The 23,239-nt window shown below is 77.1% G+C and carries 14 protein-coding genes; 4 read left to right on the top strand and 10 right to left on the bottom strand.

Annotated elements, in window-relative coordinates; genetic code table 11:
• The first annotated feature begins 640 nt into the window (after positions 1–640).
• On the top strand, positions 641–2,125 hold the full coding sequence (locus AC068A_RS21625; RefSeq protein WP_478587184.1) for an AlkA N-terminal domain-containing protein: 1,485 nt from the start codon (positions 641–643) through the stop codon (positions 2,123–2,125).
• A 15-nt stretch (positions 2,126–2,140) separates the two neighbouring features.
• Positions 2,141–2,662, top strand: a complete 522-nt coding sequence (locus AC068A_RS21620) for a methylated-DNA--[protein]-cysteine S-methyltransferase (protein WP_478587183.1) — start codon at positions 2,141–2,143, stop codon at positions 2,660–2,662.
• Positions 2,663–2,675: 13 nt separating this feature from the next.
• On the opposite strand, the gene AC068A_RS21615 is transcribed toward AC068A_RS21620, so the two are convergent.
• From AC068A_RS21615 to AC068A_RS21605, 3 genes are read right to left on the bottom strand one after another with little or no spacing between them, the layout of a single operon-like run.
• Positions 2,676–3,209, bottom strand: a complete 534-nt coding sequence (locus tag AC068A_RS21615) for a YcxB family protein (protein WP_478587181.1) — start codon at positions 3,207–3,209, stop codon at positions 2,676–2,678.
• Positions 3,210–3,234: 25 nt separating this feature from the next.
• Positions 3,235–3,663: a hypothetical protein gene (locus AC068A_RS21610; protein ID WP_478587179.1), complete on the bottom strand. Its 429-nt coding sequence runs from the start codon at positions 3,661–3,663 to the stop codon at positions 3,235–3,237.
• A 49-nt stretch (positions 3,664–3,712) separates the two neighbouring features.
• Entirely contained in the window at positions 3,713–4,213 is a 501-nt protein-coding gene (locus AC068A_RS21605) for an NUDIX domain-containing protein (RefSeq protein WP_478587177.1), read from the bottom strand.
• 216 nt (positions 4,214–4,429) lie between these two features.
• On the opposite strand from AC068A_RS21605, the gene AC068A_RS21600 reads away from it, so the two are divergent.
• Complete coding sequence (locus AC068A_RS21600; protein ID WP_478587176.1) at positions 4,430–5,578, top strand: glycerate kinase; 1,149 nt, start codon at positions 4,430–4,432, stop codon at positions 5,576–5,578.
• Between the two features lie 901 nt (positions 5,579–6,479).
• Entirely contained in the window at positions 6,480–9,293 is a 2,814-nt protein-coding gene (locus AC068A_RS21595; RefSeq protein ID WP_478587174.1) for a SpoIIE family protein phosphatase, read from the top strand.
• A gap of 51 nt (positions 9,294–9,344) precedes the next feature.
• Here AC068A_RS21595 and AC068A_RS21590 read toward each other — a convergent pair whose 3' ends face one another.
• From AC068A_RS21590 to AC068A_RS21560, 7 genes are all read right to left on the bottom strand, one after another.
• Positions 9,345–11,420: a SpoIIE family protein phosphatase gene (locus tag AC068A_RS21590; RefSeq protein WP_478587172.1), complete on the bottom strand. Its 2,076-nt coding sequence runs from the start codon at positions 11,418–11,420 to the stop codon at positions 9,345–9,347.
• A gap of 55 nt (positions 11,421–11,475) precedes the next feature.
• Positions 11,476–14,865 carry a DUF3376 domain-containing protein gene (locus AC068A_RS21585; RefSeq protein WP_478587170.1) on the bottom strand — a complete coding sequence of 1,130 codons (3,390 nt, stop codon included), beginning with the start codon at positions 14,863–14,865 and terminating at the stop codon, positions 11,476–11,478.
• A gap of 20 nt (positions 14,866–14,885) precedes the next feature.
• Positions 14,886–15,680 (bottom strand): AfsR/SARP family transcriptional regulator, encoded by a 795-nt coding sequence (locus AC068A_RS21580; RefSeq protein WP_478587168.1) that lies wholly within the window; start codon positions 15,678–15,680, stop codon positions 14,886–14,888.
• A 77-nt stretch (positions 15,681–15,757) separates the two neighbouring features.
• On the bottom strand, positions 15,758–17,305 hold the full coding sequence (locus AC068A_RS21575; RefSeq protein WP_478587166.1) for a hypothetical protein: 1,548 nt from the start codon (positions 17,303–17,305) through the stop codon (positions 15,758–15,760).
• Positions 17,302–18,852 (bottom strand): hypothetical protein, encoded by a 1,551-nt coding sequence (locus tag AC068A_RS21570; RefSeq protein WP_478587165.1) that lies wholly within the window; start codon positions 18,850–18,852, stop codon positions 17,302–17,304. Before AC068A_RS21570 ends, AC068A_RS21575 begins: the two co-directional genes overlap by 4 nt.
• Positions 18,849–20,915 carry an AAA family ATPase gene (locus tag AC068A_RS21565; protein ID WP_478587163.1) on the bottom strand — a complete coding sequence of 689 codons (2,067 nt, stop codon included), beginning with the start codon at positions 20,913–20,915 and terminating at the stop codon, positions 18,849–18,851. Before AC068A_RS21565 ends, AC068A_RS21570 begins: the two co-directional genes overlap by 4 nt.
• Entirely contained in the window at positions 20,908–22,839 is a 1,932-nt protein-coding gene (locus AC068A_RS21560) for a hypothetical protein (protein WP_478587161.1), read from the bottom strand. Before AC068A_RS21560 ends, AC068A_RS21565 begins: the two co-directional genes overlap by 8 nt.
• Positions 22,840–23,239: the final 400 nt, after the last annotated feature.

Genomic DNA, 23,239 nt, shown 5'->3' with positions numbered 1-23,239 from the left:
GCCCAGCCGAAGCGGAGGTCCGGGCCCGCGCCCGGGCGCCCCGAGCATGCCCCGTACGGCTTCGGGGCGACACGCCGGCGCCCCGGCCGGGCGGCGCCTCTGACCGGGCCCGCCCGACGGCAGCGCGGACGCCGCAGGGCCCCAGGCGGCCGGGGTGCTCGGGCCGGGGCGCCGGCCGACCCGAGCCCGTACGCGGGACGCGCGCACCCCGCCACGCGGGCGACCCCGGCGGGCTCGGACGGCGGCGCGGCAGTGTGCCGGAGCCCCGCCGGGCGCTTCGGGCGGGGCCGGGTGCGGCGGCGGGAGGTGCCGTCGGGGGGAACGCTGCGAGCCGCCGACCGCCAGCCGCCGGCCGGGGCCTTCGGGCCTGCGGCGAGCGGGGGCGGCGGCCCGGGCCCTTGCCCATCGCGGCGAGGCTGACAATCCGTGGGCTGCATCCGTCCGCTGTCCGGGAGGGCCCGGGGTTGCGGCCCTCGGCGGGCTTGCGCAAGGGCGGGCGGGTGTCGGGGATCCAGATCCGGCTGCCGCGGTGGGCGGGCCGCCGGCCCGGCGCCCACGGCGGGGTCCCCGAGGTCGGCGGCGTAAGGTTGGTGTCGGAAAACCGCCAGCCCGGGTGGCCGGGGGCCGGGATGCTGGAGCCATGTACACCGACACCGAGCGCTGTGTGCGGGCCGTGCAGTCGAAGGACGCCCGGTTCGACGGGTGGTTCTTCACCGCCGTCCGGACCACCGGGATCTACTGCCGGCCCAGCTGTCCCGCCGTGCCGCCGAAGGTCGAGAACATGACCTTCCTGCCCAGTGCCGCCGCCTGCCAGCAGGCCGGGTACCGGGCCTGCAAGCGGTGCCGGCCCGACACTTCCCCCGGCTCCCCCGAGTGGAACGCCCGCGCCGATGCCGTGGCCCGGGCCATGCGGCTCATCCGGGACGGTGTCGTGGACCGCGAAGGCGTCCCGGGGCTCGCGGCCCGGCTCGGGTACTCCACCCGGCAGGTCGAGCGGCAGCTGAACGCCGAGCTCGGGGCGGGACCGCTCGCCCTCGCCCGGGCCCAGCGCGCGCAGACCGCCCGGCTGCTGATCGAGACCTCGGCGCTGCCGATGGGCGACGTGGCGTTCGCCGCCGGGTTCTCCTCCATCCGGACCTTCAACGAGACCGTGCGCGAGGTGTACGCCCTCGCCCCCGGTGACCTGCGCGCCCGTGCCGCCGGCAGGGGCGGCCCGCCGGAGCCGCGGATTCCCGGGTCGATCAGCCTGCGGCTGCCCTACCGGGCCCCGCTCAACCCGGACAACCTCTTCGGCCACCTCGCCGCCACCGCCGTCCCCGGCGTCGAGGAGTGGCGGGCCGGCGCCTACCGCCGGACCCTGCGGCTCCCCTACGGCACCGGGGTCGTCGCCCTGACCCCGCAGCCCGACCACATCGGCTGCCAGCTGGCCCTCACCGACCTGCGCGACCTCACCCTCGCCATCAGCCGCTGCCGCTGGCTGCTGGATCTCGACGCCGACCCCGAGGCGGTGGACGGGCAGCTGCGCTCCGACCCGCTGCTCGCCCCGCTCGTGGACAAGGCCCCGGGGCGCCGGGTCCCGCGGACCGTCGACGCGGCCGAGTTCGCCGTACGGGCCGTCCTGGGCCAGCAGGTGTCCACCGCGGCGGCCCGAACGCACGCCGCCCGGTTGGTGACCGCGCACGGCGAACCCGTGGCCGACCCCGACCCCGAGGGGGGGCTGACCCACCTGTTCCCCTCACCGGAGGCGCTGGCCGCCCTGGACCCGGAACAGCTCGCCCTGCCGCGCAGCCGCCGCACCACCCTGACGACCCTGGTCGCGGCGTTGGCCGACGGCTCGCTGCCGCTGGGCGTCGACAGCGACTGGGAGGCCGCCCGCGCCCGGCTCGCCGCCCTGCCCGGCTTCGGCCCGTGGACCACCGAGGTCATCGCCATGCGGGCGCTGGGCGACCCCGACGCCTTCCTGCCGTCCGACCTGGGGCTGCGGAGGGCCGCCGCGGAGCTCGGGCTGCCGTCCACTCCCGCGGCGCTCACCGCGCGCGCGGCCGGCTGGCGGCCCTGGCGCGCGTACGCCGTCCAGTACCTGTGGGCCACCTACGACCACCCCGTCAACCACCTGCCCGCCTGAGGAGCACGCAGCACCATGTCGCACATCAAGCAGCACACCGTCGTCGACAGCCCCTACGGGCCGCTCACGCTCGTCGCCACGGACGGGGTCCTCAGCGGCCTGTACATGACCGGGCAGCGGCACCGCCCGGCCGAGGAGTCCTTCGGGGAGCGGGTCGCCGCCACCGAGGAGCCCTTCCCGGAGGTGGCGCGGCAGCTCACCGCCTACTTCGCCGGGGAGCTGACCGAGTTCGACCTGCCGATGCGCCTGGAGGGCACCGAGTTCCAGCGCAGCGTGTGGGCCCAGCTGGTGCAGATCCCGTACGGGCAGACCTGGTCGTACGGGGAGCTCGCGGCCCGGCTCGGCAAGCCGAGCGCCTCGCGGGCGGTGGGTCTGGCCAACGGGAAGAACCCGATCGGGATCGTCGTCCCCTGCCACCGTGTGATCGGCGCCTCGGGCAGCATGACCGGCTACGGCGGCGGCGTCGACCGCAAGGTCCGCCTGCTGGAGTTCGAGTCCGGCCGGGACGCCGCCGCGGGGCCGCAGGGCCTGTTCTGAGCCGGCCCGCGCCTCAGCGCGGACGGCCGATCCGCGCCTCCAGCACCGCGCCGAGCAGCGCTTCCTCACCGGGCGCGGTCAGCAGCCGCTTGGGCAGCGCCAGCGCACAGCGCTTGCCGCCGGCGCGGCCCACGAGCACGAACAGCCGGTCCGTCTCGTGGTGGCGGGTGAAGCCGCTCCACGGGATCCTCAGGGGCTCCACGCCGTCGCGGGCGGTGACGACGCCGGTGTCGTCGATCGTGTAGCGGTGGGTCCCCTTGGCCCGCTCCGTGCGGAAGGAGCGGGCGGCGAGCGCCGGGGGAACGAGCAGCCCCAGCACCGCGTACGCGGCCCCTGCGCACAGCAGGGCGGCCACGGTGTACGGCGAGTCCCCGAGGGCGAAGAGTGCCATGCCCGTCGCCGCGAGTGCCAGCGCGGTGGCGATGACGGAGCTGCGCCAGCTGCGGAACAGCCCGGACGCCCGGACGCCCTCGCGGTACTCGTCGTCGTTCAGGTTTCCGGTGAGGGTGAGGGTGACCGTGAGGCCGGTCTCGCGTATGTCGTGCACAGGGCGAACGCTACCGCCGCGGCGGTTAGACCACCGCCAGGGGCACCAGCAGGGCGAAGGCCGCGCCGGCCTCCACCGCGTACGTGAACAGCGAGGGGTGCTGGACGGGGGCGGCGAGCAGGACCACGCTCTGCCGGGCGGTGGCCGCCTCCACCCAGTCGGCGTCGGCCCCGAGGTTGCCCTGGTACCAGCCCTCGCAGGGGCCGGGGCCGGAGACGGCGAGCAGGTCGTCCTCACGGCGGTAGAGGGCCCGCCAGCCCTCGGCCGGGGTGGCCCAGCCGTCGAAGTCGGTGAACAGGGCCCAGCCGCCCTCGCGTATCGCGGTGTCGAACAGCCACACCGGCGTTCCGTCGGGGGTGACCTCGCCGCCCTCCTGGCGGTCGGTGGTGAAGTGGACCATGGGCAGGGCGTCCGGCCCGTCGGCCGTGCTCGGCCAGGCGTACATCGTGATCATCAGCTGATTGTGTCCTGCTCTGGATAAGCCCGGTGTCACCGACCCGGTGTCAGGAGGCGTCCGGACGGCGGCCGTTCTCCAGCTCCACGGTGCCCTCGCCGGACTCCAGGACCCGGCAGGCCTCCAGGACCCGCAGGCCGAGCGAGCCGAGGAGGTGGGCGGGGAGCTCGGCGGGCTCGACGAGGCGCCAGGAGAGCAGCTCCTCCTCCTGGAGCCGGATCGCGGCGAGCTGGGCCTCGTCGAGGACGCCGCCGTCGTAGAGGTAGGCCACCAGCGGCGGGCGTCCCGGGCCGAGCGTCCAGTCGACGGCGAGCAGCCGGCCGAGCGGCACGTCGAGGCCGATCTCCTCGGCGGTCTCACGGCGGGCGGCCGCCCGCGGGGACTCGCCCCGGTCGGACTCGACGGTCCCGCCCGGCAGTGCCCAGCCCTCGCGGTAGTTGGGCTCGACGATCAGCACCCGCCCGTGCGCGTCGCGGAAGAGGGCGGCCGAGCCGGCCAGGACCCGGGGCAGGCTCGCGATGTACGTGGCGTAGTCATCGGTGGTGGTCACCCGGCCACCCTACCGAGCGCCGGGCGTACGGGATCACGGCTGCGGCCGCGGATCGTCCCGTGGATCCGGACCCACTCAACCCGGTATGCAGATGTATGTCCTCATTTACTGGCATCACATGCCTGATGTGACCCAGGCCACCCATGGGCATAGGAGGATCCTCCGGATAGGCTCATGGGGGCGCGACTGCACTGTTCGAAAGCAAGGGATAGCAAGGTGACGGACGGAGCAGTAACTGAGGCCGCGCGCGTGCTCATCGCCGCGGACAAATTCAAGGGCTCGCTCACGGCCGTTCAGGTCGCGGAGCGGGTGACGGCCGGCCTCCGCAGGGCCGTACCGGGCGTGGAGGTCGAGACCCTCCCCGTCGCGGACGGCGGCGACGGCACGGTCGCGGCCGCCGTGGCGGCCGGGTTCGAACGCCGGGAGGTACGGGTCACCGGGCCCCTCGGCGAGCAGGTCACGGCCGCCTTCGCGCTGCGCGACGGTACCGCCGTGGTCGAGATGGCGGAGGCCTCCGGGCTCCAGCTGCTGCCGCCGGGTGTCTTCGCGCCGCTGACGGCGACGACGTACGGCTCGGGCGAGGTGCTGAAGGCCGCGCTGGACGCGGGCGCGCGCACGATCGTCTTCGGCGTGGGCGGCAGCGCCACCACCGACGGCGGCGCGGGCATGCTGGCCGCCCTGGGCGCGGTCTTCCTGGACGCGGAGGGCAGGCCGGTGGGCCCGGGCGGCGGCGCTCTGGCGTCGCTGGCCTCGGCGGACCTGTCCGGCGTCGACCCGCGCTTCGCGGAGGTGGACTTCGTCCTCGCCGGCGACGTGGACAACCCGCTGACGGGCCCGAAGGGCTGCGCGGCCGTGTACGGCCCGCAGAAGGGGGCCTCGCCGCAGGACGTGGCGACGCTGGACGCGGCGCTGGCGCACTACGCGCTGGTGCTGGAGGACGCGATCGGCCCGAAGGCCACCGAGCTCGCCGCCTCCCCGGGTGCGGGCGGCGCGGGCGGCATCGGCTACGGGGCGCTGCTGCTCGGCGCGAGCTTCCGGCCCGGCATCGAGCTGATGCTGGACGTACTGGGCTTCGCCCCGGCACTCGAGCGGGCGACGCTGGTCATCACCGGGGAGGGTTCGCTGGACGAGCAGACCCTGCACGGCAAGGCCCCGGCCGGTGTCGCGGCCGCGGCCCGCGCGGCGGGCAAGGAGGTCGTGGCGGTGTGCGGGCGGCTGCTGCTGGAGCAGTCGGCGCTCCGGGCGGCGGGCATCCGCCGGGCGTACCCGCTGACGGAACTCGAACCGGACCCGGCGAAGTGCATCGCGAACGCCGGTCCGCTGCTGGAGCAGGTCGCCGCCAACATCGCCGCCGACCTGCTCTGACCAGCCGTCCCGCGTATCCGCCGGAGCCCGGCGTCCCCGTCGGGGGCGCCGGGCTCCGGCGGATACGGCCCGCCCGCCGCAGGCGGTGGCGGATACGGGTGCCCGGCGGCGTCGGCGGCGTTGGGCGGCAGGCTGGGCGGTCCGTGGCCGCGGGCCCGGTACGAGGCCTCCCCCGGCACCGGCCTGGGTCTCGGTCTCAGGCGCGGGGTGGTCGGCGGCGTCGGTGGGGTTGGGCGGGCGCTTTGTTCGGCGAGCCCGGTCAGGGCGCGGGCCCGGTCAGGGCGCGGGCCGGTCAGGGCGCGGGCCGGTCAGGGCGCGGGCCGGTCAGGGCGGGGGTCGTGGGGCGTAGCCCGACCGGCCCACTGGTGGCGCGGGCCCGTCGTCCGGGACACCGGGGGCGGGCCGGAGAGGGCCGCGCCCTGCCTGGCCATGCCCCATCCGGCCTCGCCCCATCGCCTCACCCCATCCGGCCGTGCCCCATCTGTACGACCGGGGGCGGTCGCCGGGTCAGGCCGGGCTCGCGGGCGGGCGGGGCGGGCGTGCGGGCGTGCGTGCCGGCGCGGTCGGTGGCACGGTGGCACGCAGTTTCTGCGGCGTCGCGGGCGCGGCCCCGTATCGCCCCCACTGCCCGGCCCGCCGCCGGAACCACCCGCAGCCGGTGGGTTCCAGCGCGGGGCGGGTCACCGGCGCGGCGCGGATCTCCGGCGGGGCGAGTCGCCGACGCGGGGCGGGGCTCCGGCAGGGGCGAGTCGCCGGCGCGGGGCGGGGCTCCGGCGGGCGGGGCTCCGAAGGGGTGCACGGCCGGTTACCGGCGGGGGGTCGGCTTGTGGCGGAGGGGGCGGTGTGTGGGGCCGGGTCCGCGGCCACGCGCGAAGCACCATGACAGTGTTAGAAATGGCTCATGGCCGGACGTTTTGGTCGACCTCCCGGGGAGTCACCGCCCCGGCTGTCGGCCGAGCTCGACCCGGGACTGCTCGCGCGCCTCTCCCGGGGTGCCCACAGCGTCGCCGGTCAGGTCTTCGCGCTCCAGGCTTCCCTCGTGCTGCTGCTGATCACCGCCGCGGCGCTGGCGCTGGTGTTCCAGGCGCGCTACGACAGCGAGCGCGACGCCAGGAACCGGTCCCTCGCGGCCGCCGAGGCCTTCGCCCATGCCCCCGGCCTGCCGACGGCCCTCGACTCGCCCAACCCCACGCGCACCCTCCAGCCGCTGACGGAGGCCACCCGCCAGGGCGCCGGCGTCGACTTCATCGCCGTGATGAGCACCAACGGAATCCGGTACACCGACTCGCGGCCGGAGCTGATCGGCGCGCGCGCCGGCGGCGACCTCACGCGCGCCGTCTCCGGGGAGTCCTTCACCGAGGTGTTCCGCGGCGAACCCAGCAACGCGGTCCGGGCGGTGGTGCCCGTACGGGACGCGCGCGGGATGGTCGTGGGCCTGGTCGCGACCGGGATCGAGGTCGAGAACGTCTCGGACGCGGTGGAGGGCCAGCTGCCGCTGCTGCTGGGGGCGGCGGGGGCCGCTCTGCTGCTGGGCACGGCCGGCGCGGCGCTGGTCAGCCGGCGGCTGCGGCGCCAGACCCGGGGCCTGGGCGCGGCCGAGATGGCCCGGATGAACGAGCACCACGAGGCGGTGCTGCACGCCGTCCGCGAGGGCGTCCTCATCATCAGCGCCGACCACCGCCTGCTGCTGGCCAACGACGAGGCGCGGCGGCTGCTGGACCTGCCGCCGGAGGCCGAGGGCCGCTACGTCACCGATCTCGGCCTCGACGCCCACACCACCTCGCTGCTGTGGTCGGGGCGGGTCGCGACGGACGAGGTGCACCTGGCGGGCGGCCTGCTCCTCGCGATCAACGTGCGCCCCACCAAGCCGTACAAGGGGCGGCCCACCGGCAGCGTCATGACGCTGCGCGACTCCACCGAGCTCGCCGCGCTCTCCGGCCGTGCCGAGGTGGCCCGGGAGCGGCTCCAGATGCTGTACGAGGCCGGGGTGCGGATCGGGACGACGCTGGACGTGGCGCGCACGGCGGAGGAGCTGACGGAGGTCGCCGTGCCCCGGTTCGCGGACTTCGTGACGGTGGAGCTGCTGGAGCCGGTGCTGCACGGGGACGATCCCGAGCTCGCCGCCGGCATGTACTCGGAGATGCGGCGGGCGGCCCTGGGCGGGGTCCGCGCCGACCACCCGCTCCAGCCGGTGGGGGACCTCATCCGCTTCGACGTGCCGACGGCCCCGATGGCCGCGGCCCTGGACGCCGGCCGGGCGGTGCTCGCGGCGGACCTCGATGCGGCGATGGGCTGGCGGGCCCAGGACGAAGCCGGCACCCGGGAGGCCCTGGAGTACGGGCTGCACTCGCTGATCTCGGTGCCGCTCCAGGCCCGCGGCGTGGTGCTGGGCATGGCGAACTTCTGGCGGGCCGCCGCCACGCCCGACGCGTTCGACGAGGAGGACCTGTCGTTCGCGGAGGAGCTGGGGGCCCGGGCGGCGGTCTCCATCGACAACGCCCGCCGCTACACCCGGGAGCACGCGACGGCCGTCACCCTCCAGCGCAGCCTGCTGCCGCGGGTGCTGCCCGACCAGAGCGCCGTGGACGCGGCCTTCCGGTACCTGCCGGCGAAGGCCGGGGTGGGCGGGGACTGGTTCGACGTGATCCCGCTGGCGGGCACCCGGGTGGCGCTGATCGTCGGCGACGTGGTGGGCCACGGGGTGCACGCGGCGGCCACGATGGGGCGGCTGCGGACGGCCGTGCACAACTTCTCCACCCTCGACATGCCGCCGGACGAGCTGCTGGGACACCTGGACGAGCTGATCGACCGGATCGACCAGAACGAGTCCGCGGCCGCCGCCGGCCCGGACGGCGAGGACGCGGCGGCCGCGGGCGAGGCGGCCTCGGTCACCGGCGCGACCTGCCTGTACGCGGTGTACGACCCGGTGTCCGGGAGCTGCACGATGGCGAGCGCGGGGCATCCCGGGCCCGCGCTGGTGTGGCCCGACGGCCGGGTGGAGTTCCCGGAGGTTCCGGTCGGCCTGCCGCTCGGGGTGGGCGGCATGCCGTTCGAGGCCGTGGAGCTGCGGCTGCCGGAGTCGAGCCGGCTGGTGCTGTTCACCGACGGCCTGCTGGAGGGCCGCGACCGGGATTTCGACACCGGCCTGGCGCTGCTGGCCGAGAACCTCGCGCGGCCCGGCCGCAGCCCCGACCAGGCCTGCGGGGACGTGCTGGACGCGCTGCTGTTCCCGGCGCCGAGCGACGACATCGCCCTGCTGATCGCCGACACGCGGCTCCTGGAGGCCGACCGGATCGCGGAGTGGGAGGTGCCCGCGGACCCGGCGGCCGTCTCCCGGGTGCGGGGGGCGAGCGCGGGGCAGCTGGCCGCGTGGGGGCTCGAGGAGATCGCGTTCACGGCCGAGCTGATCCTCAGCGAGCTCGTCACCAACGCCATCCGGTACGGGAACGCGCCCATCCGGGTGCGCATGCTGCGGGACCGCAAGCTGATCTGCGAGGTGTCCGACGCCAGCAGCACCTCCCCGCACCTGCGGTACGCGGCCACCACCGACGAGGGGGGCCGGGGACTGTTCCTGGTGGCCCAGTACGCGGACCGCTGGGGGACCCGCTACACCGAGCGCGGCAAGGTGATCTGGGCCGAGCTGCCGCTCACGGACGGCGCCGAGCCCGCCGTCCCCGCGCCCGACCTGGACGCCCTGGAGGACCTGGCCTGGTGACCCGCCCGACGCCCCCGGCCGGTGCCGGGCGGGCCGCGGCCGCGGGCGGTGCTAGGCGGGCGGCTGGGGCCGATCGGGGGTGGTGCGGGCCAGCAGGAGGGCCACGTCGTCCTGCGGGGCGGTCGGCAGCAGGCGGGTCAGGACCGCGTCGCACAGCCGGTCCAGGGGCACGGCCGGGTCGCGCAGGACCCAGCCGAGCTGGGCCATGCCCTGGTCGAGGTCGCGGTCGCGGGCCTCGATGAGCCCGTCGGTGTAGAGGACCAGGAGGCTGCCGGCCGGCAGGGCCACCTCCTCGGTGCGGAAGTCGTGGCCGCCGGCGCCCAGGGGGGTGCCGGGCGGGCCGTCGAGGAAGGTGACCTGCCCGCCGGCGGCGGCCACGGCCGGCGGGGGGTGGCCGGCGCGGGCGATGGTGCAGCCGCCCGATGCCGGGTCGTGGACGGCGTACACGCAGGTGGCCATCTCGTCCTCGCCGAGGTCGGCCACGACGGCGTCGAGGGAGCGCAGCAGCCGGTCCGGGGGCACGCCGTGCCGGGCGAGGGTGCGGACGGCCGTGCGGAGCTGGCCCATGACGGCCGCGGCGTGGATGCCGTGCCCCATGACGTCCCCGATGACCAGGCCGGTGCGGCCGCCGGGCAGCTGGATGGCGTCGTACCAGTCGCCGCCGACGTCGTGGTCGCTGGCGGGCAGGTAGCGGCCGGTCAGCTCCAGGCCGGTGACCCGGGGCAGCGCGCTGTTGCTGAGGCTGCGCTGGAGGGTGAGGGCGGCGCGGCGCTGGTTGGTGTACATCCGGGCGTTGTCGATGTTGAGGGCGGCGCGGGCGACGACCTCGTCGATCAGGATGCAGTCCTGCTCGTCGAAGGGCTCGCGGCTGGCCAGCCGGGTCACGGTGACCGCGCCGAGCACGGTGCCGCGGGCGACCAGGGGGATCAGCCGGGCCGAGCCGAGGGTGGCGAGGTAGGCGCGCAGCGGCTCGGCGCGCGGGTCCGGGATGAGGGCGGGGATGTCGGCGCGGTACAGGTTCATCGGCCGGCCGGCGGCGATGACCTGCTCGTACACCGTCCCGGCGGGGATCTTGAAGGTCTGGCCGGGCAGCAGCTTCGCGGTGGGTGCGCCCGGGTCGGGGAAGACGGCCGCGAGGCGGCGCAGGACGCCGTGGTGCGAGCCGGCCGCGTCGTCGGGGGCGAGGACGGCCTCCAGCAGCTGTACGTCGGCGGAGTCGGCGAGCTGCGGCACGAGGACCTGGGCGATCTCCTCGGCGGTCTGCCGCAGGTCGAGGGTGGTGCCGATGCGGGTGCCGGCCTCGGCGAGCACGGCGAAGCGGCGCCGGGCCCGTTCGGCCTCGATCTGGGCCTGCTGGCTGTCGGTGATGTCGATGAGGGAGGCGATCACGCCGAGCGGGCGGCCGGAGGCGTCGAGGAGCGGGGCGTACGAGCAGGACCAGGTGTGGTCGTGGTCGGGGTCGGCGGGGGTGCGGCCGGTGCGGCGGACGTCGACGACGCCGGTGCCGCGCTCCAGGACCTGCCGCATGGTCGCCTCCAGCGCGGCGGCGTTGACGCCGGGGACGACCTCGGTGAGCCGCTTGCCGAGGTGGTCGGCGGGGCTGATGCCGTTCATCCGGGCCAGGGCGTCGTTGACCCGCAGGAACCGCAGGTCGGGGCCGAGGGTGGCGAGCCCGATGGGCGACTGGGTGAACAGGCTCTGGAGGGCGGCGAGGGAGTCCCGCATGCGCAGGACCTCGGAGGTCTCCACGGCGATCAGCATGGCCCCGGTGCGTCCCCGGGCGTCGGCGGCGGGGACGATCCACATCTCCATCGTGACGCGGTGGCCGTCGCGGTGGCGCACGGGCAGGGTGCCGACGACCGTCTCGCCCGCCTGGACGCGGCGGGTCAGCTGGTGGGCGAGCTCCTGGTTGGCGTCGGGGACGAGCACTTCGGTGCCGGGGCGGCCGAGGATGTCCTGGGGGCGGTGGCCGAGCAGGTCCTGGGCGGCCAGCGACCACTCCACGACGCGGCCGTCGGCATCCTCCCGCCACAGGGCGATCGGCAGCAGTTCCCGGAGCACACCCGCGTACCCGACGGCCGCGGCCGGCTGCTCCGGGACCTCGCTCGTCGACTGGTAAGTGTCCACCGCACCGACCTCACCCCGGGGGGTCCAATTCGTACCGGTTCACCCTATCCGAGCGTCAAGGGGAGGGCCCTGCGTCCTCACCCCGGGGGCGCGGCCGGGGGTACAGCCAGGGCAGGACGAACGTCACCCAGAACAGCACGGCGTACAGGACCAGCGCGCCCCACCAGCCGCCGAGCGGGCCCCGGCCGAACTGGATCAGCGCGGCCACCGCGCCCGCGGCGCCCGCCGCCGCGAGCAGCTGCTCCCGCCGGTCGGAGCCGACGTCCAGCAAGGCCCCCGCGGCCAGGGTGAACGCGGCGCCGACGATCACGGTGCGCCAGCCGCCGCCGACGTCCGGCGGATGCTGCCCGCGCAGCAGCCACAGGGCCAGCGGCGGGCCGGCCGCGAGGACGAGCGCGGTGATCCTGCGCGGCGAGGCCGGGCGGACCAGCCGCCACGCGGCACCCGCCAGCGCAGCCATGGCGTACAGGCAGACGGGGACGTGCCCGAGGAGGGAGGACCACCGGCCGGTGCTGAAGGCGACGCCGGTCCACATCAGCGCGGCGGCGGCCAGCATGTGCCAGGGCGCCAGGACCGCGCACAGCAGCGGCAGGCAGACCAGCGGTTTCAGCGCCCCGAGCACCGTCTGCACCAGGCGGGCGCCGGCCCGGCCGGTCGGCTGGAGGGCCGGCCAGGCGATGAGGCCGGCGCGCAGGGCGGCCCGGCGCGGGTCGCGGGCCCGGAGCAGCCGGCCGACGCCCTCGGCGCCGATCTCGCGGAAGGCGCCGAGCGCGCCGTCGAAGGCCCCGGGTTCCAGGGGCGGCGGGGCGGGCGGCGGGTCCGGCGGGCGGTTGCCGCCGTGCTCGCCGGCGCGGTGCAGGTCGGCGATGAGCGGCAGCTCCTCGTCGAGGATCTCGCGCTGCCTCAGCTGGGTGAGGACGCCCCGTACGCGGTCCCAGGGCGGCAGGTCGGGGGCGGTCACGACGTCCGCGGCCCAGGCCTCCATGAACGCCGATCCGAGTCCGGTCGCCTCGGCGACGCTCTCCCCGAGGGCCGTGAGGTCCTCGATGCCCCCGAAGCCGTCCTCCAGGCGCCGGTCGGTGGCGACCACGGAGACCAGCGAGGCGGCGCCGTCGAGGCGGCCCCAGGTCCAGTCGCTCATCCGCCAGCGGGCGCTGAGGAACGCGGCGAAGTTGTTGAGCTGGTTGCCGCTGAGCTTGGCCCTGACCAGGTCCTTCGGGGAGTGCGGGGCCACCCCGCGCAGGACCGTGGCGGTCGCCCAGCTGGTGTTGGCCGCGGAGACGGTGTGGAAGGAGATGTCCGTGGCCTCGGCCAGCGGGCCCGGGCGCAGCGGGCCGAGCAGCACCTCGGCGAAGGCCAGGGCGTCGGCCATGGTCGGGAACCCGGCGACCGCGGCCTCGTCCAGGGCCTCGTAGCCGTCGATGCCGGCCGGCAGGGCCGCACCGATCGCCTCGGCCAGCTCGGCGAGCCGCTCCCACAGGCCGGCGTAGACCTCCGCGAGCGGGACGGGGGCGGGGGCGGCGCCCGGCGCCACGGGAACGGGTGCGGGGGCGGGGGGCGGCGGGCCGCCGGTCGCGGCCTGGGCCAGGTTGACCGCCCAGGTGTCCCACTGCGCCGGGTCGGCACCGGGCGGCGGGAGGGCCGGCATCATGGCGCCGAGGCTGCTGGTGGCGGCCCGGTACGGGGCGGCGGCGTCGGCGGGGACCAGGCCCAGGGCGAGCTCGTCGCGGTAGGCGGCGAGGAGCAGGCGGTCCCGCGCGGCGATCAGCGTGGCGACGGCGAAGCGGAACGCGTAGAGCCGCCGCCGCAGGTCCTCGGCGACGGCCGGGTCCACCGGTGATCCGCCGGACTCCCAGGCCCGTACCCAGTCCATGAGCAGCCGCACCGTACGGGCCAGGGGCAGCGGGGAGTGGCCGGGTTCGGGGAGCGCGCCGGGCCCCTCGGGCAGTACCAGCCCGCCCGCGGTCTCCGGCCGGCGCAGCCGCCCGAAGAGGGTGACCGAGCCCTGGCCGACGGCGTCCAGCGGCTCCAGCGGGCCGGGGCCGGCCGGCAGCGGCAGCGCATCCGGGCCGGTGACCTCGGCCGGGTCCTCCAGCAGCCGGATCAACCGGGTGGCCTCGGCCGCTCCGACCTTCACGCGGTACGCGGGGAGCCGGGCCAGCGCCGCGCCCTGGAGCTCCTCCAGGGCCAGGGGCAGCACCCCGCCGGCGCTCTGCCGCTGCTGGGCCGCGGCCTCGGCGGCCCGCAGTTCGAGCGCGTCGTCGCGCAGGGACTCGGTGCCTGCCTTGACCGCCAGCGAGGCCACGGCGGTCCGCACGAGCCGCGGGACGCGCCGGCCGGTGCCCCGCTCCGGGGGCGGCGGGAACGGCGGGACGGGCTGGAGGAACAGCAGCCACCGGTCGGCCGGGCGGTCCGCGGGGGCGGCGGCGACGGCCCGGACCGCCCAGGCGACGGGGATGTTGTCCAGCAGTCCGCCGTCCATGAGCTCGATGCAGCCGCCCAGGTTCTCGTCCGGGTAGCCGGTCTCGCTGCTGACCCCCCGCATGTCCACGGGCAGCGGGTCGGTGAACGGCTGGGCGCCGTTGCCGACGTACACCCGGCCCGGTTCGAAGGCCCCGGGGAAGGAGGAGGTGGTGCGGGCGGCGTAGGCCAGCCGGTGCAGGGCGGTCTCGCGGGCCGCGCCGGTGGCGTCGTCGGGGAAGTCCGTCAGGGCGCTGCGGTGCCGGAAGCGGAAGTAGGCGTGGGACCGGCCGACCAGCAGCGGCCGTCCCAGGGTGGGGCGCACCCAGTCGCGGCGGGGCCGCAGCCGGGTCGCGGTCAGGATCAGCCGGAGCGAGGCCGGGGCCTTCCAGCCCGGCGGGGCCTGGTCGACGAGCGTGCCGAGGGAGGCGCGCAGCTCCCGGTAGAAGACCTCGTCGCCGCGCAGGAGCGAGGCCGGTACGCGGAACGGGATCGAGTGGCGGAGCAGCCCTTCGAGGTCGCCGAGGCGCAGCCACAGGTCGCGGACGCCCTTGCCGAAGGGCATTCCGTACACGAGGTGGCAGGCCATCAGGACGCCGTTGAGCCCGCCGGCGCTGGTGCCGACGAGGACGTCGACGTCGACGTGGTCGTAGCCGCAGGCCTTCAGCAGGCCCCGGTAGACGCCCGGCCCGGGGCCCTGCGCCGGGGCCGGGTCTTGGTCCCGGCCTTGGCCCTGGTTTCGGCTCTGACCGCGGCCTCGGCTCTGGTCCCGGCCTCGGCTCTGGTCCCGGCCAGGGTTCCCGCCGTCCGGGGTGCCCGGCTCCGGGGCGGCCTCCGGCTCCGGCGCCGCCGCCGGAGCCGCCGCCCTCAGTGCGGCCGTCTCGCAACACGCCCCGCCCATCCACACGGCGAGGCTGACCCCGCCCCGCATCGCGAGGGCGAGCCGCAGCTCGGAGCTGCGCCCGCCCTGTGGGTCGTCGCTCATGCCCCCAGCTTGGCCCGGGATCAGGCGTGCCGCACCCGGGCGGCGAGGACCTCGCGGGAGCGGGTGGCGGTGCGGCAGAAGTCGCGTATGAGCGCCGAGAGTTCACCCCCCGGGTCCACACCGAGTTCGCGCCGGAGGAGGTTGCGGTAGGTGTCGTAGGCCCGCATGGCCTCGACCAGGTTGCCCTCCGCCAAGTGCGCCTGTATGAGGGCCCGCTGGGCGCTCTCGCGCAGTGGCTCGGCACTGACCGCGACCAGTGCGGACTCCACCGCCTCGGCGTGCCGTCCGACACGGCCCAGTTCGCGGCTGAGCGCCTCCAGGGCGTGCAGCAGCCGCTGGCGGACCCGTTCGCGTTCGAGCAGCACCCAGTCGTCGTACCAGCCCGGCAGCAGGTCGAGGGCGTCGGTGCGCCATTTCAGCGCGGAGAGGTCCTGGGCGGTGGCGGTGCCGTTGATGAGCCGCCCGGCCCACCCGTACAGCACGTACAGGTCGACCACCGTGTGCTCGCGCACGGAGAGCGAACACTTGTCGGAGTCGAGCAGATCTATGCCGGCGGCCTTGAGCCGCCACAGCGCGGACCGCAGGTTCCCCGCCGCCCTCAGGTCGTCCCCGGACGGCCACAGCGTGCCCGCGGCGTGCCTCCGTTCGACCCTGCCCCCGTTGAGCGCAACGAACGCGAGCAGTCGCTTCCCCCCTTCCGGAACGTCCAGCCATCTCCCCTGGTGGACCACGCGCGGGCCGCCGAGGAGATGGAGCATCGGCGGCTCACCCGCCCCGGGGGCACGGGACGGAGACTCGAGGAACTGCTGGTTCATAGGCGGTCCTCCCGCAGAGAAGTCCGACCGCCATGCTATGCGCAGACCGTCACGGATCAGTCACCGAGTGCAACAGTTCACCCCCGGTCTCCGGCTGCCCCGTCTGCGGCCTCCCCGGCCGCGGGCCGCCCGCTCGCGGATTCCGCGGCGGCGGCCGCCGTGCCGCCGGGGCTGTAGCAGATGCGGCGGCGGCTGCGGACGAAGGCGACCCAGTCGCCGGCGGGCTCCCCCTCGTCGTCGACGGGCACCAGGATGTCGAGGGAGGAGGGGGCGTCGAGCCGGATCCGGTCGCGGTTGCGGGCCTCCTCGACGGCCTCGGCGATGTCCGCCGGACCGCACCGGCAGTACCGCAGGTACGCCTGCTGCCCCAGCAGGGTCTCGATCCGGCCCGGCACGCTGCGGTCCCCGCCGCCGTCTCCGTCCCCGCCGCCGTCTCCGTCCCCGTCTCCGTCTCCGTCTCCGTCTCCGTCCCCGTCTCCGTCCCCCTCCTCGGGTTCGTCGGCGCGGACCGGCAGGTAGCCGGCGGGCGGCAGTTCGACGATGCCCAACTGCTCAAGGGAGTACGGGCCTTCGGCCGCCGCCGCGGCAGCCGCGGCGGCCATGGCGGGGCCGCCGTGCGCGCCGAGGCCCGCGACGATCCGGGCCACTTCCCGGCCGAGCTGGTCCTTGGTGTGGGTCCTCAGGAACTGCCGGTCGCCGAGCAGGGCGAGCTGCTCCAGCAGCGGCTCCAGTCCGGGACCGGCGGCCGCGGGCCCCGCCCCCGTCGCCTCCCGCGACCCTTGGGCCCCCTGCGCCGCCTGCGCCTCTCCGGCCGCTGCCTGAGCCCCCAGCACCTGCGCCAACTGGCTCTGGAACTGGAGGATCTGGGCGGTGTAGACGTCCCAGGGGCGCATGCCGAGCCGCGACTGCCAGTACCGGTACGGCGGGGCCGCGCCCCGGTCCCGGCGGGCGGTCCACACGTCGGCCTCGAAGCCGTCGGCCGTACCCGGGACGCGCAGCAGCACCGCCAGGCGGACGGCCGTCGGCCGGCTCGGGGCGGTGGCCGGCGGCCCCCAGGTGCGCGGCAGGGTGGCGGCTGCGGTGCCGTGCGGCCAGCCGGAGTGCGCCGTGCGCTCGGCCCGGAAGACGCGTGAGGCCAGGAAGTTGCGGCGGGCGGCGGGGAGTTGGCTGTCGAGGCCGCGCTCGCTGTCCTCGACGAGCCGGATCCGCACCCCCTCGGCGGTGTACGGGTGCCGGGTCGTGCCCGTCCCGGAGCACGGGTCGTCGCAGTAGCTGCCCTGGACCGGGGCCTCCCCGTGGTCCCGGGTGGCGGGGACGACCTCGACCCACCAGAAGCCGTCGAGCCCCGGCGTGAGGCCGGTGAGCGGGAGCGTCACCAGCCGGTCGGAGCGCAGCGGCCGCCCCTCGGCGTTGACGGCGAGGCCGGCGCCGACGCGCAGCGTGCCGTCCTGGACGGTGACCTCGTAGCCCTCGACGGTGCCGGGGCCTGCGCAGGCGCCGACGGCGAGGGCGAGTTCCCGGGCGTAGTCCTGGATGAGGTTGAGGTGTTCGGCGCGCAGGAACAGGCCGTCGAAGGCGTTGAGCCGGTCGATCCCGCCGTCGGCGGTTCCTTCGGTGATCGTCATTCCTCGGTCCTTTCGGGGGCCGTCCCGCGCGGGAGATGGACGGTGACGACGGCGTCGTGGCCCTCGTCGAGGGTGCCCGGCGGCCCGCCGACCGGGCCCGCGAAGGGTGCGCGGGGGGCGTCTCCGTACAGCGGTGTGGGGCCGGTGCCGCGGATGCGGATGCGTACCGTCTCGTACGCGGGCCGCTGGTCGAGGTCGACCCGCACCCGGCGGCCGTCGGCGGAGATCCCGATCCCGGCGACCTCGTCGGTCGCCCAGCCCCGGCCGGTGTCGGAGAGCGAGGTGATCTCGACGCCTCCCGGTTCCGCGCAGCCGGGGGCGAGGGGGGCGCTGACGTCGAAGGTGAGCACGGTGTGCTCGCGGCTCCAGGCGACGGAGTCGCGGATCAGGCGGGGGCCTCCGGCATCCGCCTCGGGCAGGGCGCCGACCAGGCCGGGGGCGAGCCCGCAGGCCAGTTCCTGGAGGGTGGTGGTGGGCAGGACGGCGGTGCGCACGGAGGGGTCGACGCTCACCTCCTCGACGCGTACGCAGCCGTCGTACTCGGTGAACTCGACGGTGAGGCGGGCGAGCACGACCGCCGCGTGGTCCTCGGTCACCGGCGCCCGGGGCGGGCAGGCGTCGCCCTCCTCGCACTGCGGCGCCTGCTCGGTGGCGTCGGCGGCGGCGAGCCGGCGGAAGGCGGCGAGCAGGGCCGGGGCCCGCAGGTGGGCGGGGACCCGGGCGGCCTCGGCGGCCTCGCGGAGCGCCTCGCGGCCGGCGGCGTCGCCCTCCCCGGCCGCGTCGAGGCCGAGGAGGACCCGTACACGGTGGTACGGGCGCCAGGGCTCGGGCGGACGGGAGCGGAGGGTGATCGCCGCCGTCTCGACGGTACGGGAGTAGTCGTCGTGGCGGCGCGTCACGTCGCAGGGGTCGGCGAGGGCCGGTACCGGGCGGTCGGGGCAGGACGCGAACTCGGCGACGATCCAGGCCTCGGCGATGCTGCGGCACGGCGGGCAGGGCTCTGCGTCCACGACGGGCCCGGCGGGACGGGCAGCGGGCCCGGCGGCGGGTTCGGCCGACGGCTCGGCGGGGCGGGCGGTGGGTGCGGCCGGCGGCTCGGCCGGGCGGGCGGTGGGTGCGGCCGGCGGCTCGGCCGGGTGCTGCTCGGCCCAGTCCCTCGCCCACCGGCTCAGGGAGAGGCACCACCGCGCCTCCAGGTTGAGTTCGCGGCCCAGCCCGTCCACGGCCAGCCCGGGCAGTACGGCCAGTTCGTCGCCGTCCCGGGCGACCCCCAGGCCCCAGATGACGCCCGGGCCGTGCAGCCAGGCGTTGTGGAGCATGAGCTTGCCGCGCGGATTGCCCATCAGGACGCGGAAGTCGTCCTCGCCGAGGAGCATGCCGAAGGCCACGCGCAGGGCGAGGAAGGGGTTCGAGGGCAGTTCCTCCCCGCCGCAGGGGCCGGGTCCGCAGGGGCCGGGCCCGCTTCCGGGCGAGGGTCCGGTGGGCAGGTCCGGGGCGGACGCGCCGCCGCAGCCGCACGGGGTGCCGCCGGTGCCGAGGGCCGTCATGGAGACTCCTTCCGGGTGAGTGTGTCGCTCGCCGTGTCTGCCGCCGCGGCCAGTGCCTGCGCGGCCCGGCGGTCCGCGCCGGCGCCGCCCGGGGTGACCGGGTCCCCGGGGAAGGGCCGGCCCGCCTTGCCGTACTCGCGCCGCATCGCGTCGGCCAGGTGGGCCTGCCGGACCTGCCCGGCCTCGTCGGCCGCCCGGAACGCCGCCCCGATCGCGGCGTTGCGGATCCAGCCGCCCGGTACCGGGTAGCACTGCGCGAGGGCGGCCAGGTCGACGTCGGCGTGCCGCAGGGCGCGGGGCAGGTGCAGGTCCCACATGCGGTGCCGGCCCGCCTCGTCGGGCAGCGGGAACTCGACGACGAAGTCCATGCGGCGGATGAAGGCCGCGTCGATGTTCTGCCGCAGGTTGGTCGTCAGGACGGCCAGACCGTCGAACCGGTCCAGCCGCTGGAGCAGGTAGGCGGTCTCCATGTTCGCGAAACGGTCGTTCGCCTCGGAAATCTCGGTGCGGGAACCGAACAGGGCGTCGGCCTCGTCCAGCAGGAACACCGCCTGGGTGCGCTCGGCCGCCTCGAAGCAGGCGGCGAGGTTCTTCTCCGTCTCGCCGATGTACTTGGAGACCAGCTCGGAGCCGTCGACGACCAGCAGGTCCCGGCCCGCCTCCGTGGCCAGCACCTCCGCGGCCAGCGACTTGCCGGTGCCGGGCGGCCCGGTCAGCAGGAGCCGTACGCCGCGCGCGGCCCGGGCGGCCTCCCGCAGCCGCCAGTCGTCGAGGACGAGCGCCTGGTGGCGCAGCCGCGCGACGGCGTCCCGCAGCTGGCCGTCCGCCTCGGCGGAGAGCACGAGCCGCGACCAGCGGGCCCGCGGGCCGACCAGGTCCACACCCGGCGGCAGCAGGGCCCCGGCCCGGGCCCGGATGGCTCCGGACACGTCCGGGCGACCGCCGTGGCCGGGGCCGGCCAGGGCGGCGCGGCTGCGCACGTCGAGGGCGACCTGCGCGGTGAGCGCCGGGTCCAGGGGGTGGCGGGCCGCCAGCTCCGGGGCCTGGTCGGGTACTTCGGGCAGCGCCGCCTGCCAGGCCCGGCGCCGGTCCGCCACCCCGACCGGACCGGGGGGCACGGTGAGCACGGGCCGCTGCGGCCCGGGGCGTACGGCACCGGGCGCGGCGCAGACCAGCAGCGGGCCCGGGATGCGGTCCACGGCGGGGGTGACCGGGCCCGCTCCGGCCGGCGGCGCGGCCACCGCCAGCAGCGGCACGGCCCCCCGTACGGCGGCGTGCAGCCCCAGCAGGCCCATGGCCGCGTGGTCGTCGGGGCGGGCACGGGCGGCGAACACGCCGAGCCCGGCGGCTTCGGCGAGGGCCGCGCAGCGGCTGAGGGCGACGGTTTCGTCGCGGGCGCCGACGAGGAGGGTGCGGGGCTCGCGGGAGCGGAGCGCGGCGACCGCCCGGACGCTCTCGGGCAGGGCGAGCCAGCCGTCGAGCCCGGGGACGGGCGGGCCGGCGTCGACCGGCTCCAGCGCGGCAGGCCGGGCGGGGTGGCCGTGCAGGGCCTCCCACAGCTGGTCGGCGAGGGTCAGGGAACGCTCGTGGAAGGGGCCGTCGCCGGTCAGCGCGAGCAGCCCGGCGCGCACGGCGGGGCCCTCGTGGAGCAGCCGGCGCAGCGCGACCCGGTCCGGGGCGGCGGTACGGGCGCCCGCGGCAGCGGTGCGGGCGGCGCAGTCGATGAGCAGCCCGGCGAGGCCGACGCTGGGGTGCGGGGCGCCGGCCGGGTGCATGGTGCGGAACGTCCGGGCGAGGCCCTCGTGTTCCTCGGGGAGCCCCGCGAACAGCACGAGTTCGGTCTCCAGGGCGCCGAGCCCGTAGCAGCGCACGAGCCGGTCGAGCGGGGTGCGGTCGGGGGCCTGGCCGGGGGCGCGGCGCTCGGCCGCCGCGGCCCAGTCGCGCAGGAACGCGGCGGGCTCGGCGCCGGCCTCCGCGCTGCACGTGGTCTCCAGCAGCTCGGCGACCCGCACGGCGACGGCGGCGGCCCGGACCGACAGGTCACGGCTGATGCGGTCAGACATAGCGGTACCTCACGACGGCCCCGAGCCAGCCGACCCAGCCCGGATCGAGGTCCAGCCCGGCCCGCCGGACCCGCGGATCGGCATCCCCGGCGGCCAGCACCGCCTCGATCCACCCCGCCTCGGCCACCACCCGCCCCCGCCGCCGAGCCACCGCCGCCACCACCCGAACCGCCTCCGCCGCGGCGGACGGTGCAGGCCGCCCCGCAAGCGGCCCGGGCGGGCCGGCCGTTCCCGGACCCGCCGGTGCGGCCGCGCCGGGCGGTGGGGTCGTGGAGCCGGGGGCCGCGGTCGGCCGTGCGGGTCGGGGCGGATCGGCGGGCCCGGACCCCGCCACAGGCGCGGTCGGCCCACCGGCCGAGCCCGGACAGGCGGCCGTGGAGGACGGGGCCGTGGTCGGCGGTGCGGGGCGGGCCGGATCAGGGGGGGCGGACGGCGCAGCAGGGGTGGCGGGCTCGGCCGCCGCGGCCAGGCGGGCGGCGGTGGCCCGGGCCCAAGCGGTGGCGAGTGCGCCGATCCGGGCCTGCTCGGCCGGTGCGGCCGGCTCGGCGCCCAGGACGCGGGCGGCCCGGGTCCGGTCGAGGCCGGCGAGGGCCAGCGCGGCCGGGTCGCCCACGGGAACGGCGGGCACGAGGGCGCGCGCGGCGTGGTACAGCACCCAGGGCAACGGCCGTGCGGCCAAGGCGGGGTCGTCCAGGACCCGGTGCGGCAGGCCGGCCTCGCCCGCTGTCGCGAGCAGGAACAGCAGCCCGGCCCAGTCGGTCGGCACGCCCTCGGCCGAGGGCCCTGCTGCCGACTCGGGGGCGGGCTCCCCGGACCGCTCCTCCGCCGGGGGTTCCTCGGGCCCCGGGGTGTGTACGGCTGCCCGCTCGGCGGGGGCGTCGGGCACCGGGGTGCGGCGGCCGCCGCCGACCGCGCCGGGCACGGCCGGCGGGGCGGGCGGGGCTCCCGCGGCCTCCTCGACCGCGTCCCGGGACGGCGCCTCGCACCCCGTCGGCCCGGCAGTCGAGGGACGGGCGGCACCTTCCGGCTCCCACTCCGCTGCCGACCGCCACGGTTCGGCGTCACGCCGCGCAGAGGTGCCGCCAGGCGCGCCCAACGCCTCGGTGAGCAGGCGGTGCAGGCCGGGGCGGGCCCCGGGCCGGTCGAGTGCGGCGGGGTCGGTCTCGGCGAGGACGAGCACGGCCCAGGCGGCCGCGGTCGGTTCGGCCGGGCGTAGCCGGGCGGCCCGCAGGAGGGCGGCGAACCGAGATCCGGCCAGCAGGGTCCGGGCCAGCGCGCGGGTGGCGGGGGCGGGGGCCGTGCCGCCGGGCGCGGCAGGGGCGTTGCCGGTCGCGAGTGCGGCCAGCCGCTGCCAGCCGCGGCGCCCGAGGGCCCGGTCCAGGGGGGCCGCCCCGCACCGTTCGGCGGCGCGGAGAACGGTCGCGGCGGCCTGCCGCGGGTGGCGTTCCAGCACCGCGAGCACCGCCTCGCCGGGTGCCGCCCCGGGCGCGGGGTCCTCGGGGCGTACGAGGCCGGTCTGGCGCCAGGCCCACAGCCGTTCGAGGCGCCCGGTGGCGAGGCCGGTGACGGCGTCGGCGAGCAGGTCGGCGTCGCTTCGGTAGTGGACGGCGGCGCCGCGGTCCTCCCGCACGGTCCGCGCGATCGCGGCGGCGACGGCCCGGGACCAGTCGCGGGCGAGCGCCGAGTCGGGGCGGTCCAGGTCGAGGGGCAGGGTCAGGTCGAGCCGGGCGAGGCACCAGTGCCCGGGCGGCAGCGCGAAGGCGCGCAGGGCCGCCTCCAGCTGGCCCTCGAAGGCATGCCGCAGCGGCCCGCGCAACCGGTCCGCCGCGGGCGGCACCGCTCCCGGGTCGTACCGCAGGGTGGCGGACAACCGCCCGACGACCAGCTCGGGCCCCGCCGCAACCCCCGGCTGCCCCTCGCTCACCGCACCCACCCCGCCCCGGCCACCGCTTCGGCTCCGACGACTCCCCCGCCCGCCCGAACTGCCGCGCGCATCAGGCCGGTACGACACGAGCCCGCCGAGCACCCCGAACACTCCGCCCCCGGAATCCCGCACGTCCGGCCCATCCGGTGGACACCGCAGGCCTCCCCCGGGCCGCCGGGTACGCCCGCGCACCGCGAACCGCCCCACCCGGTCGGCACGCCCGGCACGGAGGAGCACCCGCCTGCGGCACTCACAGAGCCCGCGCCGGTCACCTCACGCTGCCCGCCGAGTCCGTCCGCGCCGCACTCACCCGAGCGGCACCCCCTGCCCGGCGTATCCGGGCCGCCCGACACGGGCAGGGCGCGGAATCCGCCCGCGCCGGTTGCCTCGTCCGGCCCAC

It is taken from the genome of Streptomyces sp. NPDC043854, assembly GCF_056436005.1.
Note: the sequence above shows the minus strand (reverse complement) of the source record. Positions and strands in the feature narration are given on the sequence as shown.

Coding starts and splice junctions, on each gene's coding strand:
- AC068A_RS21625 (WP_478587184.1), top strand. CDS start 641: ATGTACACCGACACCGAGCGCTGTGTGCGGGCCGTGCAGTCGAAGGAC.
- AC068A_RS21565 (WP_478587163.1), bottom strand. CDS start 20,915: ATGTCTGACCGCATCAGCCGTGACCTGTCGGTCCGGGCCGCCGCCGTC.
- AC068A_RS21620 (WP_478587183.1), top strand. CDS start 2,141: ATGTCGCACATCAAGCAGCACACCGTCGTCGACAGCCCCTACGGGCCG.
- AC068A_RS21610 (WP_478587179.1), bottom strand. CDS start 3,663: ATGATCACGATGTACGCCTGGCCGAGCACGGCCGACGGGCCGGACGCC.
- AC068A_RS21570 (WP_478587165.1), bottom strand. CDS start 18,852: ATGACGGCCCTCGGCACCGGCGGCACCCCGTGCGGCTGCGGCGGCGCG.
- AC068A_RS21575 (WP_478587166.1), bottom strand. CDS start 17,305: ATGACGATCACCGAAGGAACCGCCGACGGCGGGATCGACCGGCTCAAC.
- AC068A_RS21585 (WP_478587170.1), bottom strand. CDS start 14,865: ATGAGCGACGACCCACAGGGCGGGCGCAGCTCCGAGCTGCGGCTCGCC.
- AC068A_RS21580 (WP_478587168.1), bottom strand. CDS start 15,680: ATGAACCAGCAGTTCCTCGAGTCTCCGTCCCGTGCCCCCGGGGCGGGT.
- AC068A_RS21595 (WP_478587174.1), top strand. CDS start 6,480: ATGGCCGGACGTTTTGGTCGACCTCCCGGGGAGTCACCGCCCCGGCTG.